Source organism: Sediminivirga luteola (genome assembly GCF_014639315.1).
GTDB classification, from domain to species: domain Bacteria; phylum Actinomycetota; class Actinomycetes; order Actinomycetales; family Brevibacteriaceae; genus Sediminivirga; species Sediminivirga luteola.
This window is the reverse complement of the sequence record NZ_BMFY01000006.1, coordinates 223535-242290: the sequence shown is the minus strand read 5'-3', so window position 1 is coordinate 242290 and position 18756 is coordinate 223535. Positions and strand designations below refer to the sequence as shown.

Annotated in this window: 15 protein-coding genes and 1 other RNA gene; 2 read left to right on the top strand and 14 right to left on the bottom strand. The window is 67.0% G+C overall.

Annotated features, from left to right (window positions below; all coding sequences use genetic code 11):
- Window positions 1-19: 19 nt before the first annotated feature.
- A complete protein-coding gene (locus IEW13_RS08760; RefSeq protein WP_188550559.1) occupies window positions 20-2908 on the bottom strand; it encodes a cation-translocating P-type ATPase in 2889 nt (962 codons plus the stop codon).
- 354 nt (window positions 2909-3262) lie between these two features.
- Here IEW13_RS08760 and ssrA point away from each other — a divergent pair.
- Window positions 3263-3633: a transfer-messenger RNA gene (ssrA, locus tag IEW13_RS08755) on the top strand.
- A 162-nt stretch (window positions 3634-3795) separates the two neighbouring features.
- On the opposite strand, the gene IEW13_RS08750 is transcribed toward ssrA, so the two are convergent.
- From IEW13_RS08750 to IEW13_RS08700, 11 genes are all read right to left on the bottom strand, one after another.
- Complete coding sequence (locus IEW13_RS08750) at window positions 3796-5145, bottom strand: TRAP transporter large permease (protein WP_188550558.1); 1350 nt, start codon at window positions 5143-5145, stop codon at window positions 3796-3798.
- Window positions 5142-5786 carry a TRAP transporter small permease subunit gene (locus IEW13_RS08745; protein ID WP_188550557.1) on the bottom strand — a complete coding sequence of 215 codons (645 nt, stop codon included), beginning with the start codon at window positions 5784-5786 and terminating at the stop codon, window positions 5142-5144. Before IEW13_RS08745 ends, IEW13_RS08750 begins: the two co-directional genes overlap by 4 nt.
- 3 nt (window positions 5787-5789) lie before the next feature.
- Window positions 5790-6725: a TRAP transporter substrate-binding protein DctP gene (gene dctP, locus IEW13_RS08740; protein ID WP_229745024.1), complete on the bottom strand. Its 936-nt coding sequence runs from the start codon at window positions 6723-6725 to the stop codon at window positions 5790-5792.
- Window positions 6726-7058: 333 nt separating this feature from the next.
- Window positions 7059-7526: an SsrA-binding protein SmpB gene (gene smpB, locus IEW13_RS08735; protein ID WP_188550556.1), complete on the bottom strand. Its 468-nt coding sequence runs from the start codon at window positions 7524-7526 to the stop codon at window positions 7059-7061.
- 77 nt (window positions 7527-7603) lie between these two features.
- Window positions 7604-8860 carry a M23 family metallopeptidase gene (locus IEW13_RS08730; protein WP_188550555.1) on the bottom strand — a complete coding sequence of 419 codons (1257 nt, stop codon included), beginning with the start codon at window positions 8858-8860 and terminating at the stop codon, window positions 7604-7606.
- Window positions 8857-9771, bottom strand: coding sequence for a permease-like cell division protein FtsX (ftsX, locus tag IEW13_RS08725; RefSeq protein ID WP_188550554.1), 915 nt, complete (start codon window positions 9769-9771; stop codon window positions 8857-8859). The genes IEW13_RS08730 and ftsX overlap by 4 nt, the downstream gene beginning before the upstream one ends.
- On the bottom strand, window positions 9768-10460 hold the full coding sequence (gene ftsE, locus IEW13_RS08720) for a cell division ATP-binding protein FtsE (protein WP_188550553.1): 693 nt from the start codon (window positions 10458-10460) through the stop codon (window positions 9768-9770). Before ftsE ends, ftsX begins: the two co-directional genes overlap by 4 nt.
- A 108-nt stretch (window positions 10461-10568) precedes the next feature.
- Complete coding sequence (gene prfB, locus IEW13_RS08715) at window positions 10569-11690, bottom strand: peptide chain release factor 2 (RefSeq protein ID WP_188550552.1); 1122 nt, start codon at window positions 11688-11690, stop codon at window positions 10569-10571.
- Window positions 11691-11904: 214 nt separating this feature from the next.
- Window positions 11905-12933, bottom strand: a complete 1029-nt coding sequence (locus IEW13_RS08710; RefSeq protein ID WP_188550551.1) for an extracellular solute-binding protein — start codon at window positions 12931-12933, stop codon at window positions 11905-11907.
- 79 nt (window positions 12934-13012) lie between these two features.
- Complete coding sequence (locus IEW13_RS08705; RefSeq protein ID WP_188550550.1) at window positions 13013-14215, bottom strand: thiolase family protein; 1203 nt, start codon at window positions 14213-14215, stop codon at window positions 13013-13015.
- A 48-nt stretch (window positions 14216-14263) separates the two neighbouring features.
- Window positions 14264-15268: a D-2-hydroxyacid dehydrogenase family protein gene (locus IEW13_RS08700; RefSeq protein ID WP_229745023.1), complete on the bottom strand. Its 1005-nt coding sequence runs from the start codon at window positions 15266-15268 to the stop codon at window positions 14264-14266.
- Between the two features lie 203 nt (window positions 15269-15471).
- On the opposite strand from IEW13_RS08700, the gene IEW13_RS08695 reads away from it, so the two are divergent.
- On the top strand, window positions 15472-16155 hold the full coding sequence (locus IEW13_RS08695) for a GntR family transcriptional regulator (RefSeq protein WP_188550549.1): 684 nt from the start codon (window positions 15472-15474) through the stop codon (window positions 16153-16155).
- Between the two features lie 4 nt (window positions 16156-16159).
- Here the strand turns inward: IEW13_RS08695 and IEW13_RS08690 are convergent, their stop codons facing one another.
- Both IEW13_RS08690 and IEW13_RS08685 read right to left on the bottom strand, forming a co-directional pair.
- A complete protein-coding gene (locus IEW13_RS08690) occupies window positions 16160-17557 on the bottom strand; it encodes an MmgE/PrpD family protein (RefSeq protein WP_188550548.1) in 1398 nt (465 codons plus the stop codon).
- Window positions 17554-18726, bottom strand: coding sequence for a CaiB/BaiF CoA transferase family protein (locus IEW13_RS08685; RefSeq protein WP_188550547.1), 1173 nt, complete (start codon window positions 18724-18726; stop codon window positions 17554-17556). Before IEW13_RS08685 ends, IEW13_RS08690 begins: the two co-directional genes overlap by 4 nt.
- Window positions 18727-18756: the final 30 nt, after the last annotated feature.

Genomic DNA, 18756 nt, shown 5'->3' with positions numbered 1-18756 from the left:
CCGGCGGGAAGCCCTCCGCTCAGATGCCCCGGGCGAGCAGCCATCGGCGGTCGACCCATTTGCCCAGCTCGGTGAGCAGGAACACCACCACGGACAGCACCAGGACCACACCCCACTCGGCCGCGCCGATCGGAGCGGAACCGAACCAGAGGTGCATGAACGGCGCGTAGACGAAGATCGACTGCAGGACCAGCAGTGCGGCCGCCGAGACCCACACCGCCCGGTTGCCGCGGAACATCGCCGGGCTCAGGCTGGACTGGTCCAGCCGGCGGCAGTTGAACAGGTACGCCAGCTGCGCGAACGCCAGCAGCGTCACCGCGGTGGTCTCCGCCCGGTCGAGGGGCACACCCCGGGCGAGCAGGCCGTAGAAGGCACCCAGCGTGGCACCGCCGATCAGCAGCGAGACGATCGCGATCCGCCGGATGTAACTGCCGGTGAGCAGACCTGCCCGCGGATCGCGTGGCGGCCGGTTCATCACATCGGGCTCGGCCGGTTCGTACGCCAGCGCGAGCGAGAGGGTCACGGCGGTGACCATGTTGATCCACAGCACCTGCACCGGCTCAAGCGGCAGTTGCAGGCCCAGCAGCACCGCAACGAGGATCACGAGGGACTGGGCGCCGTTGGTGGGCAGCAGGAACAGCACCGATTTGCGGATGTTGTCGTAGATCCGCCGGCCTTCCTCCACCGCTCGTTCGATGGTGGCGAAGTTGTCGTCGGCCAGGACGATCTCCGCGGCCTCCTTGGTGGCCTCCGTGCCCTTGATGCCCATGGCGACGCCGACATCGGCCTGGGTGAGTGCCGGGGCGTCGTTCACCCCGTCCCCGGTCATGGCGACGACCTCGCCGTGGGACTGCAGCGCGGAGACGATCCGGATCTTGTGCTCTGGGCTGGTCCGGGCGAAGACGTCCACCTCGCGCACCATGGCCCGCAGCGCCTCCGTGCTCATCTCCTCCAGCTCCGCACCGGTGATCACCTCGGGTGCGACGGCCGGGGCCTCCGCCGTGCCGTGACCGGAGGGGGCCATGCCGCGGCCGGAGGGGGCGGGAGCCGGACGCTGCCGGGCGGCGTCGAGGATGCCCATTTCCCGGGCGATGGCCGCGGCGGTGCCGGCGTGGTCGCCTGTGATCATCTTCACCCGGACGCCGGCGCGGCGGCACTGGGCGATGGCGTCGATGGCCTCCGGGCGGGGCGGATCGACGATGCCGACGACGCCGCACAGCTCCAGTCCTTCCTGGACGTCCGCGTGCCCGATTGTCGCTGCCTCCCCCGCGGTCGCGCTGGCTGAGGCGACGGGTGTCCGCGCGGCGGCGAGCACCCGGAGGCCGCGGGCGCTGAGTTCTTCGATCCGCGCCTCCCAGAACGCGTGGTCCAGCGGAACCGGGCGCCCGTCCGGGCCGGTCTGGGCTGAGCAACGCTCGAGCACCCGGTCGGGGGCGCCCTTCAGGTGGATGAACCTGGTCCCGGCGGGAGCGTCGTGGCCGGTGCCCGCGCTTTCCTGGTTGAGGCGCTCGTCGAGGGTGGCCATGTACTTGGTCTCGGAGGAGAACGGCAGGACGGCGAGCCGGCGCCAGCCGGCGGGCTCGACGCCGGCCTTCATCCCGAGGGAGCGCAGCGCTCCCTCGGTGGGCTCGCCGACGAGCCGCCACCGGCCGGTGCCCTCGGCCTGGACGATCCGCGCGTCGTTGCAGAGCATCATCACGGTGGTCACCGCGTCCAGTGCCGCATCCTGCTTCGGGCCCCCATCCGGTGCGCCGTGCCCGGCGACAGACGCGGTCGCCGGAACGAGATCTCCTTCGGGCGCGTACCCCGTCCCGGTGACCTCGAACGCGCCCGTTGCGGTATGCACGGCACGCACCGTCATCTCGTTCTTCGTCAGGGTGCCGGTCTTGTCGGAGCAGATGGTGCTGACCGAGCCGAGCGTCTCCACCGCCGGGAGCTTGCGGGTGATGGCGCGCCGGCGGGCCATCTGCTGCACGCCCAGCGCCAGGGTGATGGTGACCAGCGCCGGCAGCCCCTCCGGTACCGCTGCCACGGAGAAGCCGATGGCCGCGGAGATCAGGTCGGGCAGGTCGAAGTCGTGGACGGCGCGGCCGATGACGGCCATCACGAGGGCCATGACCGCGATGGCGATCGCGATGGTCTTGCCGAACCGGGCCAGCTGCCGGGTCAGCGGCGTCTGAAGGCCCTCCACCTCGGCGATCATGGTCTGGATCCGGCCGATCTGCGTGCGGCTGCCAGTGGCGGTGACAACGGCGATCGCCTGGCCGCTGGCGACGAGCGTGCCAGAGAAGACCATGCTGGAACGGTCGCCGAGGGCGGCATCGGCACCCACCGGCCGGGTGTGCTTGGTCGCCGCGACGGACTCCCCCGTCAGGGCCGATTCCTCCACCCGCAGCTCGCTCGATTCCAGCAGCCGCGCATCGGCGGGCACCCGGTCACCGGCACGCACGCGGATCACGTCCCCGGGAACCAGCTGGTCGGCGTCGACGACCGTCCACGCGCCGTCGCGCCGGACCTCGGCACGGGCGGAGAGCAGATCGCGGATGCCCTCCAGCGCCTTCTCCGCGCGACCTTCCTGGATGAACCCGATCGCGCCGTTGACGAGCGCCACCAGCAGGATGACGGTGAAGTCGACCCACTCGGCCAGAACGGCCTTCAGCGCGGCCGCCACGAGGAGGATGTAGATCAGGACATCGTCGAAGTGGACGAGTATCCGGCGCCAGAGCGGGTCGCGCTCGGGGGGCGGAAGCCGGTTGGGGCCGTGCTGCGAGAGCCGGGCAGCCGCAGTATCGCCGGCGAGTCCCCCGGCGTCGGAGCCCAGCGCCGCGAGCACCTCCCCGGGCTGCCACGCCCACGGCACGGCGTCGTCGTGATCCGGCGTGGCCTGCTGCTGGGGTGTGCCCTCCATATCCCCATGCTATGCAGCGAGCCTTCGCGGCCAAAGGCCGGCAGGGTGCAGACAGGCACTGCTTTCCATCCCGCCCGCGCCTCCGGCGGCCGGCCGGTAGAAGGTCCTGACGATGCTGGCCGGTGCATGCCGTGCGCGAGGCGGAGGGCGAACTGCTCGATCATGCCACGCGCGCCCCTCGCAGATCCGCGGTAAGGGCGAATGGCGCGCCGGCGACGCCCGCCGGACGGATGACACCGCCGGACTGCCGGATCTCCCGGCGGGAATAGCCCAGCGCGGAGTGGCGTTGTGGATGCTGTCAGCGCTATGCTGGGTGATCCAGGCCTTCGCGGGCCGGGATTGGTAACTACACATGGGGATGATCGGTTTCGACGTGGGTCGCTGCGTCGGGAGAAGCGGGTCGAGAAGGCAGAGTCATCTCGTTAACGTTCTCTGCAAAAAAATAAGTGCTGAATCTAAGCGCACTGACTTCGCTCTCGCAGCCTAAGCTCGAGTAGCAGTCCGTCAGCCCGGGGTCGCTTCCGCCCCGGTTCCTGACGTCAGCTAGGAAGCCACTGCTCGGCGTTCCTGTCAGGGGAACGTCCGGGAACATTTTTCCTGACTCCGTCCGTCGATGACGTGTCTGAACGAGCATCGGGACCTAAGAAACGTCACCTCAGACTGCACCCGGAGAAGACCCGATAATGCGCTCGCGGACGCGGGTTCGATTCCCGCCATCTCCACTGTTCGAATGAAGCCCGGCCTCGCAGTTCATGCGAGGCCGGGCTTTTTCGTGCCCTGACCGAGTTCCCACCGCTGTTTCAGATTCTCATGGCAGATCGCGGAGCGGCTTTCACGCTGGGGGCTTCCTCATCCGTGCGGTTTGGGGCAGGCGAGTGGCTCTGCCTTCAGCCTCCGCCGTACAGCAACTGCGGTAGCCAGGTGATGCCCTGCGGAAAGACGGAGAACAGCAGAATCGCCACGGCGAGCACTCCCACATACGGGGTGGCGCCGATGAGGATCTCCTTGAGCGGGACGTGCGGCGCGATCCCCTTGAGCACGAAAAGATTCAATCCGACCGGCGGGGTGATCAGACCCATCTCCATGTTGATGGTGACGATGACACCGAACCAGATCGGATCGAACCCGAGGGCGATGATCATCGGCAGCAGCACCGGCGTGACCATGACCACGATCGACACCGGTGGCAGGAACAATCCCATCACTAGCAGCACCACGTTGATGACGATCATCACGACCCAGCGATTGACCTCCATCTCCGTCACCAGCGCCGCGAGGTCCTGAGGCACTCGCAGGAAGCTGAGTACGACGGCGATGACCGCGGAGAAGGCGGTGATCATCAGGATCATCGTGCTCTGGTTGGTGGTCTCCAGGAGCACTTTGATGAGATCCCTGCCCCGCAATCCGCGGTATCCGATGCCGATCAGGGCCATCACCAGGACCACGCCGACGGCGGCGGCCTCGCTGGGCGTCGCGATCCCGCGGTAGAGGACGAACAACACGGCGAAGACCAGCAGACCGAAGGGCAGCACCTTGGCCAGGCTGACGAAGCGTTCGGGCCAGGTGTAGTGCTTGGCGACGTATTCCTTCACGCCATGCAGCGGGAGCGCGTCCGGGCGGCGCGAGCGCCGCTCCTCCAACCGCGAGGCGATGAAGATCCACACGCAAAACATGACGGTGATGACGATGCCCGGGACGATGCCTCCGGCGAAGAGCTGGCCGATGGACTGCTCGGCGGCGATCCCGTACAGGATCAACGTGACACTGGGCGGGATCAGGATCCCCAGCGTGCCGCCGGCGGCGATCGCGCCGGTGGCGATCCGGGAGGAGTAGCCGCGCTGTGCCATCTCCGGCACCGCCACGCGCCCGATGGCCGCCGCGGTGGCCGGGCTCGAGCCTGTCAGTGCGGCGAACACGGAGGACGCCAGAACGCTACTCATGGCCAGGCCGCCCTTCACCCGTGACAGCCATGCCTCCCCCGCCTCGAACAGTTGCCGGCTCGCGGTCGAACCACCGAAGAGGTTTCCCATCAGCACGAACAGCGGAATCGCCAGGAGACCGAAGTCGTTGAGGGAATCGAACACCATCATGCCGAACAGGTCGAACTGGGCCGTGCCCAGGAACAACAGCACGGAAATGATGGCCGTGATCGCCAGCGCGAAGGCGATGGGCATGCCGCTGAGGAACAGCACCATCGCGATCACGAGGATGATGGCGCCTTGCGTCAGGGAACTCATCTCCGGTCCCCTTCGTCGTCGATGCCAAGGCCCCCGCCAGCGCCGTCGGTAGCTTTTCCGCCTGCGTCAGGCGCTCCCATCGCCTCACGCTCGATCGCCGCGGCCTCGTTCGAAGCACCCATCAGCGCCACCTGGCTCAGCGGCACTTTCCCCGCCAGTCCCAGAACCGCCTCGATGATCATCGCGATGTACTGCAACGCCACCAGGAACATGCCGATCGGCAGGATCGTATACACGACCGCGAGAGGCGCTCGCCATGCAGTGGAGGAACGGAACCCGCCCTCGTACGCCTCATGCCACAGCTGGAAGGAGGTCCAGAGCACCACCAGGACGACGGCGAGGCACAGCACCGCCGTGATCGTGCGCAGGACGAGCCTGCCACGGGGCCGGAACTGCTCCACCACGAGATCCACCCCGACGTGGGCGTGGTGTTTCAAACCGTAGGCGGCCCCGACGAAGGCGACGATCATCATCAGGTAGATGGTCACCTCCATCTGCCAGACCGTCGGCAAACCGAGGAAATACCGGGTGATAACGGCGTGGAGCGTCACACCGGTGGCCGCGAGCAGAGCTGCGGCGGAGAGATAGCCGGTTGCCTCCGCGAGCACCCCGGCCCACCGGAAGGTCAGAAGTGAACGCATCGCTCACTCCACCTGCTGAGCGAGCTCCAGCAGCTCCTGGCCACCGTCCACATCGGCGGCGTAGGCGTCCCACTGATCCTGCGCCAGCTCCAGCCACTCGTCGAACGCCGCGTCGTCCATCGTGACGACCTCCACGCCTGCCTCAGCGAAAAGCTGTTCCACCCTGGCATCGTCTTCTTCGGACGCATCGTATGCGTACTGCTGCAGATCAGCGCCGACCTGGTCGAGCGCCTGCTGGTGCTCGGCGCAGAGGCCGTCATAGGCGGCCGCGGAGATGATGAGCGGTTCGAACATGAACCAGAAGGTGTTCTCCGTCGGGGAGGTGTAACTTGCCACCTGCTCCTGGAGGTTGTAAGAGGCGAACGAACCGGTCGAGGTGACGGCCGCGTCGAGCACTCCGGTCTGCATGGCCGTGTAGATCTCGTTACTGGGCAGGCTGGAGATGCCCGCGCCAGCCGCTTCCAGCATGTACTCCACGTAGGCACCGGCCGCCCGGATCGTGGTGCCCGGCGGCACGTCAGAGGGCCGGACGATGGGATCGCCCTTGGAACCGATGCCGCCGGCGTTCCACACCCAGGTGAGCAGGTGCACGCCGTTCTCGTCCAGGTTCTCCAGCAGCGCCTCACCGATCGGCGCGGTCTCCCAGGCCTGCGCCTGCTCGTGGCTGCGCACCAGGCCCGGCATGAGTGTCACACTCCACTGCGGAACTCTGCCCGACGCGTAGTCGAGCGGGAACACGGAGAGGTCGATGGAGCCGTTCTGCATCGCGTCGTACTGCTCGGTCGAACCGACCAGGGTGCTGTTGGCGAAGATCTGGACGGTCACCTGATCGCCGGTCGCTTCGGCGACCTCATCGGCGAAACGCTGCGCGAGCACCGAGCGGAAGTCGCCCTCGTCTCCGGTGACCTCCGGCCATTGGTGGGACAACCGCAACGTCACGTCCTCACAACCGGCAGGGCCTTCTGACGTGCTTGCGTCTCCTCCACCGCAGGCCGTGAGAACGAGGGCAGCCGTGGCGAGCGCAGAAAGCGCAGGGGCAGGGGTATGGCGGATCATCATGCTTTCTCCTTTGAAAGCGCTGGCTCACTCGGACATCCAAGTGACCTGAATTACACCTGAACATAGTCAGTGGGTTCCGTTCCGGTCAATGGCTGGACTCATATACCTGGCCCGGCGGCGAAGCCGGCGTCACAGCAGACGGCGAACAGCAAACGGCCCCGTCCTCTCGCCGTGGCGATGAGAACGAGGCCGTCAATGCGCCCGTCCAGCGGGTCAGCGGCGCCGGTACCGGGCCATGGCGCGCTCCGCCTCGCGGTTGTCCTGGCGTTCGCGCAGGGTCTGCCGCTTGTCCCATTCCCGCTTACCGCGGGCCAGGGCGAAACCGAGCTTGACCTTGCCGTTCAGGAAGTAGAGCTCCAGCGGCACCGCAGTGCGCCCGGACTCCTTGAGCTTGGTGCTCAGCCGGACGATCTCCTGCCGGTGCAACAGCAGCTTGCGCTTGCGCCTGGCGGAGTGGTTCGTCCAGGTGCCCTGCAGGTACTCCGGGATATAGGCGTTCTCCAGCCACGCCTCGCCGTGGTCCACGGTGATGTAGGCCTCCGTCAGGGACGCCCGTCCCTCCCGCAGCGATTTCACCTCCGTGCCGGTCAGCACGAGCCCTGCTTCGAAATCCTGATCGAGGTGATAGTCGTGCCGGGCGCGGCGATTGCTCGCGATCAGCTGTTTGCCGTTCTCGCGCATCCTCTCTCACCTCCCGTCTTTGCAACCGCACCAGTCTACCGCCGGCTTAAGGCACGCGTACCTTAAGCCTGCTGGCGTCAGACGTACGGGGCGGGATTGACGTAGGTGCCATTGCGCATCACCTCGAAGTGCAAGTGGCAGCCGGTCGACGCGCCGGTGGTACCGGAGATGGAGATGATGTCGCCCTGATTCACCCGCTGCCCGGCGCGTACGCGCAGGCTGGAGTTGTGACTGTACGTCGTGGCGATCTGCGCGCCATCCATCCTGCCGTGGCTGATCACGACGCGATAGCCATAACCGCCGGCCCAGCCGGAGGACAGCACCGTTCCCGAGGCGGCCGCCCGCAGCGGGGTGCCGCAGGGCACGCCGTAGTCCATGCCGGTGTGCAGCCGCCGGGTACCGGTGATCGGATGCACCCGGTATCCGAACGGCGAGGTCACCGGATACCCTGGCGCCGGGTTCTGCAGTCCGGACGAGCCGCCGCTGGGAGCCTCCCCGCGCTTGCGGGCCTCCTCCTCTTCCTTGCGGATCAGCTCCTCGATCTCCTTGGCCAGGCGGTCCTGCTCCTCGCGCTGCTCATCCAGCGCGCGCTGCGTGGAGGCCTTGTTCTCCTCGATCTCCCGCGAAGCCCGCTCGCTGGTGTCGATCAGGTCTTCGAGCTCGGCCTGCCGCGCGGCGGCTTCAGCCTGCGCCGCCTCCTTCTCCGCGACGACCTCCGCGGCCTGCTCCTTCAGATCCGCGATCTCCTCGCTGATCGCCTGCAGCTTGGCCTCGTTGTTCTGGTTGACGGAACGCTGCTGGTCCAGTCGTCCGATGGCGCGCTGCTGGCTGCGCACGGCCGAGTCCACCCGCGCCATCCCGGTGGCGCCGTTGCCGCTCTCCGCGAGGGACAGGAACAGCGCCATCTCCGAGGTGACCCCCGAATTCTGGTACGCCTGCCGGGCGATCCTGGTCATGGAGGTCTGGGTCCGCTCAAGCTCCTCCTCGCCTTCCTCCACCTCCCGCTGCAGATCGGACTGGGCGTTCTCCGCAGAGGTCAAGCGGGAGGCGAGTTCCGCATCGCGGGCCTCGGCATCGGCCAGCTCGTCCTGGGCGTCGGCCAGGGCCTGCTCGGCATCGGGCAGCGCTTCCTGCGCGGCATCGCGCTCGGCGATGGTGCGGGCCAGCTCCCGATCCAGATCGGCGTGCTCGCGGGTCAGCTCCTCCACCCGCTCGTCGACGCGTGCCTTTTGCTGGCGCGGATCGGCGTGGGCCAGGCTCGGGGGCATCGTGGCGATCATGACGGCCGCCAGCAGGACGGTCAGCAGCGCTCGGGGAAGAGTTCGCGCGGTCATACCTTCAGATACCTTCGCAGTGTCAGCAGGGAAGAGATGACAGCCATCAGGACACCGATGACGACGAGACCGACGCCGATGGCCACCACATCGCCCAGGCCCACCAGCGTGAAGGTGGGTACCCGGGGCTGCAGCCAGCCGCCGATGAAGAACTGCACGATGGCTGCCAGGGTACCACCGGCCAGTAACGCGCCGATCGTGGCGGCCACGACGCCCTCCAGCACGAACGGCAGCTGGATCAGCGTGTTCGATGCGCCCACCAGGCGCATGATGCCGGTCTCACGGCGTCTGGACTGTGCCGAGAGGCGGATGGTGGTGCCGATCAGCAGCACGGCGCAGACGAGCATCAGCACGGCGATGCCGATGGCGATCACGGTGGCGATGTTGATGATGGAGAAGAGCTGGTCCAGGAGCCGGTTCTGGTCCACGACCTCCTCGACCCCGGGCGTGGTGGAGAAGTACTCGTTGATGATCTCGTACTGCTCGGGATCGATCAGGCTGACCCGGAAGGACTGGGACATCTGCTCCACCGGGATGGTCCCGGCCAGGGACGTGTCCGCGAACTGTTCCTCGAACAGCCGGTGCGCGGTCTCCTTGTCCTCGAAGTACACCTCGTCCACATAGGCGGCCAGTTCGGGGGACTCCAGCTGGTCGCGGATCTCCTGGATCTGCTCGTCGGTGACCTCGCCGGTGGCGCAGTTGGGCGATTCCGAATCCGGCGGGCACAGGAAGACCGCGACCTCGACCCGGTCGTACCAGTAGTCCTTCATGGAGGAGATCTGCATCTGCATCAGCATCGCCGCGCCGACGAAGGTCAGGGACACGAAGGTCACCAGGATGACCGAGAGCACCATCGAGAAGTTGCGGCGCAGGCCGGTGGCGATCTCGGAGAGGACGAACTGCACCCTCATCGGCTGCTCACCCGGTACGTGCCGGTGGCCTCGTCGCGGACGACACGGCCCTCGGAGAGTTCCACCACCCGCTTCTTCATGGCGTTGACGATCTCGTCGTCGTGCGTGGCCATCATCACAGTGGTCCCGCCCCGGTTGATCCGCTCCAGCAGCGCCATGATCTCCAGGCTGGTCTCGGGGTCGAGGTTTCCGGTGGGCTCATCGGCCAGCAGGATGCCCGGCCGGTTCACCACGGCACGGGCGATCGCCACCCGCTGCTGCTCGCCGCCGGAGAGCTCGTGCGGCAGCCGCCGCTCCTTGCCCTGCAGGCCGACGGTGGCCAGGACCTCGGGGACCTTGTCCTTCACCACGGCCCGGGACTTTCCGATCACCTGCAGGGCGAAGGCGACGTTGTCGAAGACGGTCTTGTTCGGCAGCAGCCGGAAGTCCTGGAAGACGGTGCCGACATTGCGGCGCAGATGGGGGACTTTCCACGTCGGGATGCGTGATACGTCCTGCCCGGCCACCAGGATGCGTCCGGCCGTGGCGGTCTCCTCGCGCAGGATCAGGCGGATGAAGGTGGACTTCCCGGAACCGGAGGGACCGACGAGGAAGACGAACTCGCCGCGCTCCGCCTTCAGGGAGACGTCGCGCAGCGCAGGTTTCGCCTTGCGGTCATAGGTCTTGGTGACCTGCTCGAAAGTAATCACGGCTCACATGAAGGTAGACGACTGAGGGCCCACTTCACTGTAGGTTTCGTACCCTCCCAGGGGCCGGTTTTCCCGCACCACTGGCGTGTCGCCGCCGGGGCAGCCCGCTCACTGCGCGGCGGCCTGCTGCTCCTGCTCCTTGCGCCACCGGATACCGGCCTCGAGGAAGCCGTCGATGTCGCCGTTGAAAACGGCGTCGGGATTGTTCACCTCGTACTCGGTGCGCAGGTCCTTGACCATCTGGTACGGGTGCGTGACGTAGGAGCGCATCTGGTCGCCCCAGGAGGCCTTGATATCTCCGGCGAGGCTCTTCTTCTCGGCGTCCTCTTCCTGCCGTTTGCGTTCCAGCAGCCGGGACTGCAGCACGCGCATCGCCGCGGCGCGGTTCTGGATCTGGGACTTCTCGTTCTGCATGCTCACCACGATGCCGGTCGGCACGTGCGTGATCCGCACGGCGGAGTCGGTCGTGTTGACCGACTGGCCGCCGGGTCCCGAGGAACGGAACACGTCGATGCGCAGATCGTTCTCGTCGATCTCGATGTGGTCGGTGGTCTCGATCAGAGGAACCACCTCCACCGCGGCGAAGGACGTCTGGCGGCGGCCCTGGTTGTCGAAGGGGCTGATCCGGACCAGCCGGTGCGTGCCCGCCTCCACCGAGAGCGTGCCGTAGGCATAGGGCGCGTTGATCTGGACGGTGGCGGACTTGATGCCGGCGCCCTCCGCATAGGAGGTGTCCAGCTCGTCCACGCTGTACCCCTTGTTCTCCGCCCAGCGGATGTACATGCGAGTGAGCATCTGAGCCCAGTCGGTGGCATCGTCGCCGCCTGCGCCGGCGCGGATGGTGAGCACCGCGGCCCGCTCGTCGTAGGGACCGGAGAGCAGGGTGGAGATCTCCAGGGCGGAGAGCTGCTCGCGGAGCTTCTCCACCTCTTTGACCGCCTCGGCCAGGGAATCCGCGTCGTCCTCGTCCTGGGACATCTCGATCAGCAGCTCGACGTCGTCGATCCGCTCCTCGAACTTCTCCAGCCGCTCCAGGGTGGACTGCTTGTGGGACAGGCGTGAGGTGATCTTCTGCGCCTCGTCGGGGTTGTCCCACAGGTCCGGGGCCGCCGCGGCCTCGGTGAGTTCGGCCACTTCGCTGCGAAGCTCATCGACGTTGGACACCTTCCGGATGGAGGTGAACGTCGAGCGCAGAGCAGAGATCTCGGAAGCAAAATCAATGGATGCCATGGTGATTCCCCAGCTTACGGCATCGGTTGCGGGGCCCGTGGCGTCCCGCAACCGAGGCGCACCGGGTTCCAGAACGTCATGACCGAAGCCCGCCAAGCACGCCGGTGGGCGGCAGGGCACGCAACCCTGCCGCCCGGTGACGTCCCATGGTGCGCGGCGTTCCCGTATGGACGGAATGAGGCCGGATCGGGCCTCGGTGGCGCACCGCAGGCAGTCATCTGCCCAGGAGGGAGAGGATCTCCTGCTGCTCGTCATCGGGAATCTCCCAGCGGGGAGAGACGTGGTTGCTGGCCAGCTCGACGCAATCGGCCTCGACCTCGACGGTGGCGGAGAAGACCGGGTCCTCACACATGACGTCGTAGCCCTCCTCGCTGATCAGCCAGTCGACGAAGAGCCGGGCCGCATGGGGATTGGGCGCATCGGCGGTGATGGCCACATCGGTCGTGATCCCCTGGGTCGGATCAAGATCGGTCACGGTCTCGATGGGAGCGCCCGATGCCTGCAGACTGGCCGTCTGCGAGGGGTAGTTCGGGAAGGCGAGATCGCTCCCGCCGGTGGCGACCTGTTGCGCTCCGACCGCAGCAGTGTCCACCCACATGGGGTCGAGATCGGCCAGCGCCTCCAGGAACTCGTCTCCGAACTGGTCCCGGATCACCGAGTACCACGACATGTACCCCGGTGATGCATTCGGATCCACGAGGACCACTCGTCCGCGGTACCGTTCGTCAAGCACATCCGGCCAGGTCGTGGGCGGCTGGTCCACGGTCTCGGTGTTGTAGACCAGCAGGATGGATTCCACTGTCACTTGCACCGTGTGATCGGTGCGGAACTCCTCGGGCCAGGCTTCTGAGTTCGGCACCAGCTCCGGTGTGAGCTCCGAGAACCACTCGGAGTTGTCCTGGACGAAGGACGGCTGGACGTTGGGCATGAAGACGTCGGCCATGACGGCACCGGCCTCTGCTTCACTCGCGAACCTGTTGAAGAGCGCGGTACCGGCCGCGCGGAAGTACTCGGTCGATATCTCCGGGTAAGCCTCCCTGAAGCCTTCGACGATCGCCTCGATCTGGCTTTCTCCGGTACTGGCGTAGATCGTGAGCTGCCCCTCCTGGATCGCCGCTTCGACGAGATCGGTCGTCACCTCGTCGGCGTCCCCCTCCCCCGGTTCGGCTGAACCACAGGAGGACAAGAGGGCAACGCTCAATGAGGCAGCGCACACGCCGATGACGGCACGTGAGACATTCATATCTGTTCCTTTCCGTTGTCAGGACGACAGATGTCGCCACGGAGGCTCCCGTGCGCCACGCTGCGCACGGTCGAGCCAGTCACACCCCGGTGTTCTCCACCACGACGGCAAGCCCCTGTCCCACCCCGATGCAGACCGCGGCGAGGCCATAGCGCTCGCCACTGTGCTGGAGACGCCGGACGAGGGTACCCAGGACCCGCAGCCCGGAAGCGCCGAGCGGATGCCCTATCGCGATGGCACCGCCCCAGGCATTGACGATGGCCGGGTCGATGTCCCATGCATCGAGACACGCCAGCGACTGTGCAGCGAAGGCTTCGTTCAGCTCGACAGCGGCGATGTCGCGCCACGCCACTCCTGCTTTCGCCAATGCTCGCTCCGCGGCCTCGACCGGCGCGTAGCCGAAGTACTGCGGTTCATTGGCCGCGGTCCCGGTGCCTGCGATGCGAGCAAGCGGGCTCTTGCCAAGAATCTCGGCGGCTTTCTCGCTGCCGAGCCAGGCCCCCGCCGCACCGTCGTTCATCGGCGAGGCGTTGCCGGCCGTGATCGTTCCGGAGGCCCCCTCCCGGAAAACCGTTCGCAGGCCAGCCAGCACCTCGGCCGTGGTGCCGGGCCTGACCGTTTCGTCACTGGTCAGCGCCTTCACTCCCCGGCGTTCGGGGACATCCACCACGAGCTGCGCGTAGTGTCCCGCTTCCCAGGCCGCAGCGGCGTTCCGGTGCGACTGCACCGCGAAGGCGTCCTGCCTCTCCCGAGAGATCTCGTACCGTTCCCGCAGCTGTTCGGTGGCCTCTCCCAGGCTCACCGTCCATTCCGCCGGCATCGTGGGATTGACCAGCCGCCAGCCCAAGGCGGTGTTGTACGTCTCAAGGTTCCCCGACGAATACGGACGTTCGGTCTTCGCGACCACCCAGGGGGCGCGCGACATGGACTCCGCTCCTCCGACCAGCACAAGATCGGCGTCTCCAGCACGAATCTGCCGGGAAGCGATGATGGCGGCATCCAGGGACGAGCCGCACAGCCGATTCACCGTGGTGCCGGGTACGGACACCGGCAGGCCCGCCAGAAGACCTGCCATCCGTGCAAGGTTCCGGTTCTCCTCACCGGCGCCGTTGGCGTTGCCGAAGATGATCTCGTCCACGCGTGCGGGATCCAGGCCGGGGGCACGATCAACAAGGCGGCCGATCACATGAGCGGCGAGGTCGTCGGGCCGATGACCGGCGAGCCCCCCGCCAAGCTTGCCGAAGGGCGTGCGAATCGCGTCGTACACATATGCGTCTGCCATGAAATCCCTATTCGTCGAGTGAACTGAAGGAGTGCGATTGCTTCTCGGTCAGAGCGAGCGCGCCTGGTGAGAAGGCCTGCGAGCGACCACCCCGGAGGGCGTCCCGATCACCCGCACAGGCTGTCCGCGCAGCCACTGCGCGAGATTCTCGACTCCCTCTTTGAAATGCCGGCGATAGCCTTCTTCCGTGAGATAGCCGAGGTGCGGGGTCAGCACCGCATTGCCCAGTGCCCTGAAAGGGTGGTCGGCGGGCAACGGCTCCCGGCTGTACACATCGAGCCCCGCGCCTGCAAGGCGCCCTGCGCGCAGCGCGTCAATCAAAGCGGTCTCGTCGACGAGGCCACCGCGCGCGGTGTTGATGAGATAGGCGGTCTCCCGCATCGACGCCAGTTCCGCCGCACCGACCAGACCCCGGGTACGCGAGCTGAGCTGTACGTGGAGGGTGACGATATCGGCATGCCGGAACAGCTCTTCCTTGCTCACCGCGCGAGCACCGGCATCTGCCGCACGGTCTGCCGTCATGTGCTGACTCCACGCCACGACATCCATGCCGAACGCCCCGCCGATGCGCGCGACCCTGCCGCCCACGGCACCCAGTCCGACCACGCCAAGGGTACGGCCCTCCAGTTCGCGGCCGAGGACAGGGGACCATTCACCGCCGCGCATCCCCCGGTCGCCTTCACTGACCCGCCGCGCGACATTCAGGATCAGGGCCCAGGTCAGCTCGGCTGTCGCTGCGCTACTCGATGTCGTCCCGGTCACGGTGATGCCCAGGCGCGTCGCCGCATCCACGTCGATGGCGCGGTTCCACATTCCTTTGGTGACGATGAGACCGAGACGCGGCAGGCGATTCAGGAGAGCCGCCGAGAGCGGCGTCTGCTCTCGCATGACAAATAACGCGTCTGCGTCATCGGCAGCCTCCACGACTTCGTCGGCGGTGAGGTGCCGGGTGATCACACGGAGGTTGACCTGGTCTGCAAGGCGTCCCCAGGGCCCGAACTCACGCGCGACTCGCTGGTAGTCGTCCAACACCGTCACGTTGACCATCTGCATCCTCGCAGTCGTTGGGATCATCCGCCCCACCTTTGTTGATCAAGTATATTAGATACTTGATCAACACTGCAATAGGCGCTGAGTCACCCACTGGCCGGGACGGGTGTGGAATGATATTTGATCAGAGATAATGCAGGCCGCCTTATGCCCGCCGGCCGGCTCAGACCGCGTCTTGGCGGGACAGACGAATGGAGGACTCCCCTATGCCCGACGACCCGCGCCCCGTCCCCCCACGAGGCCGTGTAACCCTCAAACAGGAAGCCGCACGATACATCCGCGACCTCATCTTCTCCGGTCAGGTCCACCCCGGGGAACGGCTGGACCAGGACAAGCTCGCCGAGGCGCTCGGAGTGAGCCGGCTTCCGATCAGAGAAGCTCTCATCACCCTGGAAGCCGAAGGGATGGTGCACAACATCGCCCGGAGAGGCTCGTTCGTGGCGGAGCTGGAGGCAAAGGACATCATCGACCACTTCACCATGTACGGGCTCATCAGCGGAGTGGCCGCAGCACGCATCGCGACGAACCCGGATGCTGGAGTCGTCGAAGAACTCACCAAGACGGCAGCCGCGATGCGGGACAGCATGGACCCGCACGAGCACGATTCCCTCAACTACCGTTTTCATCAGCTCATCAACCGGGCCGGAGGGTCACGACGGCTGATCTCGGTGCTGCGCATGCTCTCCGACAACATGCCCTCGCAGTTCTTCACAACGAACAACGAGTGGGAGTTCCGGGAGCAGGCGTTCAAGGAGCATGACCAGATCGTCGAAGCGATCCGCTCGGGTGACTCCCGGACGGCCGCTGAAGCCGTCGCCGAGCACTTCAAGCACACCGGCGAACAAGCGGTGCGGATGCTCGACTCCGTGGGATTCTGGAAGAAGAGCTGATACCTCATCGTCCCGTCCGTGCCGCCGCGCGTAGCGCCTCAACCAGGCCGGTGAGGTCGGTGGCCTCGGCGAAGCCGGTGGCTTCGGCCATGATCCTGGCGGCGGCAGCTGAGCCGAAGCGGTGCGCGAAGAGCCGCCGGGCCTTGCCCTGAACTTCGTCCGCCGATGCCGGCGACTCCGGGTCTCCATGAGAACGCAAAGCGTGGTGCCGTAGTACCCTGCCGTCCCCGAGCCGGACGCGCATGACCAGCGGCCGGCCCCGGTCAGGGTAGCCCTCGTCGTGCACCGGATCGTGCTGCACGCTGACACGGCCTGCCAGAGCGCGCCATGCCGGATCCTTCAGACGAGCCTCCGAGATCGACTCCAGGCCGAAGGACTGGTCCAGGATCGCCGCCGCGACCACGGCCGGGATGCTGAACCGGGCGGCCAGTTCCGTGCGCGGCGCCGGATCGTCCAATACGGCTGCGGCGCGGAACGTCGTGATGTCGATCGACTCGATGTCGCCGGCGCTGACGTTCTCCTTCCGCAGCAGCTCGAGAGTGGCCCCGATCGCCGTGTGCGTATGGGCGCATGCCGGCCAGAACTTGACGTAGTTCTCCAGGATCGTCCACCGCGCCCACTCCCCGTCCACGGTACGGCCGGCATGCAGGAGATCCGGTTGCGGCGCCGCTCCGGCGCGAGGCAGCACCGCGGTTTCGAGCGTTGCCGGCACTCCGGTCATGCCGGCGACGGCCGCCGTCGCGGCTAGGAAACCGGTGTGGGCGCCAACCGCAGCCCAAAGATGGTGGGTTCCCGCGCCCTCTCGCGCCGGACGGCGATCGTGATAGCCGACCAAGCCCGCGGCGATATCGATCGCGTTGACGAGTGTTTTCTCCTCGCCATCGGCCATCAGATGCGCCGCAGCGACGGCCGCGCCGATCGCGCCCCAGTTCCCGTGCGGATGTATCTCCGGGACGGTTCCTCCCAAGGCCATGCCCACCCGGGCGGCCACCTCGTAGCCGGCGGCCACCGCCGCAAGCAGCTGTGGCACGCCGGCGCCACCAGCCTCGGCCGTCGCCAGAGCAGTCGGCACGATGTGAATGGCTGGATGACCGCGTGACACGCGATGACCTTCGTCCAGCTGATAGACGGTCGGCAGGGTGGCGTTGAGGACGATTGCCTCCGCCGCCGATGCTCCCTCTACCCGGCCGAGCACGGTTGCCGGCCCGGTCCCGCCCGGCGCCGACAGGAACAGCTCCCGCGTGCGTTCATGTGCATGGCGACCGCTTCCGACCGCCATGCTGGCCAGGACATCGATGAACAGCAGGGCCGTGTGATCGCGTACCTTCTCCGGCAGACGCCCGGCCCGCGTGCTGGCGGCCGCTCGCCCGAGCACGGCCGCTGCGTCCGTTCTGGTCGTCACGGCTGCCTGTCCCCGCTGGTCTCGTCGCCGGCCTCGTCGAGACGCGGCGCCGGACGACGCCGTCCCGGTGCCGGAAGGCCGCCGTCGAACGTGAACGGCAGGCGCACCCCTGCGGTCCCAGGCGGGTATCCCTCCGGTGAGGGCTGAAGCAGGCCCAGAGCCGCGAACTGCGGATGGTCCAGCAGCTCCGCGACGGAGTTCACCGGCGCGGCCGTCACCTGCGCGCGCTGGAAGGCGGTGAGCCAGCCTGCACGGGGACGGCCGGCGAGGATGCGGCCCAGTTCCGCGATGATCTCGTCCTGCCGCTCCATGCGCAGTGCATTGGTCTGGTAATCGGAGCGGTCGAGCCACTCCTCGCGTCCTACGGCGAGGCACAAACGCCGCCACATGCTCTCGCTGTTCGCCGCCAGGACAATCCTGCCGTCGGCCGTCTCGAAGACTTGATTCGGCACCGTGAAAGGCAGTCCGGTCGTCCTGTCCGGGTCGTTCCCGGTCGCCAGATAGCCGACGATGTAGCCACTCATCATGAGTGCTTGCGACTCCAGCAGGGAGGTCCGGACGTGCACCGCGCGGCGGTCCCGGCGGGGTACCGTCAACTGCGCGACGACCGCGAGCGCCGCGGAGGTCCCCGTGAAGAAATCGGTAGCGGGGGCGCCGGTGAGCATGTGCTCGGTTTCCGGCAACCCCACCGACAGGCTGCCGCCGAAAGCCTCCGCGATGAGGTTGTTGGCGCCGAGGGATGCCGCCGGTCCCACATCACCGAAACCCGTGATCGAGCACATCACGAGGTGGGGGTTCACAGCCCGCAGTTCCTCGAAGGTCAGATTCCAGCGCTCCAGGACGCCCGGCCGGTAGCTCTCGACGAGAACATCAGCCCCGGAGACGATCTCCAGCAGCCGCTCACGTGCCTCCGGCCGGTTCAGGTCCAGGACGAGACTGCGCTTATTGCGGTTGAGAGCCAGGAAGGTACTCCCTGTGCCGTCCCACCGCTCGGGTCCGTAGTGCCGCATCTCATCGCCGCCTGGCCGTTCGATTTTGAGCACCTCCGCGCCCATGTCCGCCAGATAGAGACCGGCGAGCGGACCGGCGATGATTCGTGCCAGTTCGACCACTCGCACGCCGGCGAGCGGGCCTGTCGTAGGCCGCTCGCTTTCCGGGAGCCAGCTCACGATGTGCCCGCCTCATTCCGTATCGGCCGA

Bases quoted from the DNA above. Each gene is read 5' to 3' on its own strand.
- IEW13_RS08750 (WP_188550558.1), bottom strand. From the start codon at position 5,145: ATGAGTTCCCTGACGCAAGGCGCCATCATCCTCGTGATCGCGATGGTG.
- prfB (WP_188550552.1), bottom strand. From the start codon at position 11,690: ATGGCATCCATTGATTTTGCTTCCGAGATCTCTGCTCTGCGCTCGACG.
- IEW13_RS08700 (WP_229745023.1), bottom strand. From the start codon at position 15,268: ATGCAGATGGTCAACGTGACGGTGTTGGACGACTACCAGCGAGTCGCG.
- ftsX (WP_188550554.1), bottom strand. From the start codon at position 9,771: ATGAGGGTGCAGTTCGTCCTCTCCGAGATCGCCACCGGCCTGCGCCGC.
- IEW13_RS08705 (WP_188550550.1), bottom strand. From the start codon at position 14,215: ATGGCAGACGCATATGTGTACGACGCGATTCGCACGCCCTTCGGCAAG.
- smpB (WP_188550556.1), bottom strand. From the start codon at position 7,526: ATGCGCGAGAACGGCAAACAGCTGATCGCGAGCAATCGCCGCGCCCGG.
- IEW13_RS08745 (WP_188550557.1), bottom strand. From the start codon at position 5,786: ATGCGTTCACTTCTGACCTTCCGGTGGGCCGGGGTGCTCGCGGAGGCA.
- IEW13_RS08730 (WP_188550555.1), bottom strand. From the start codon at position 8,860: ATGACCGCGCGAACTCTTCCCCGAGCGCTGCTGACCGTCCTGCTGGCG.
- IEW13_RS08710 (WP_188550551.1), bottom strand. From the start codon at position 12,933: ATGAATGTCTCACGTGCCGTCATCGGCGTGTGCGCTGCCTCATTGAGC.
- IEW13_RS08695 (WP_188550549.1), top strand. From the start codon at position 15,472: ATGCCCGACGACCCGCGCCCCGTCCCCCCACGAGGCCGTGTAACCCTC.
- IEW13_RS08760 (WP_188550559.1), bottom strand. From the start codon at position 2,908: ATGGAGGGCACACCCCAGCAGCAGGCCACGCCGGATCACGACGACGCC.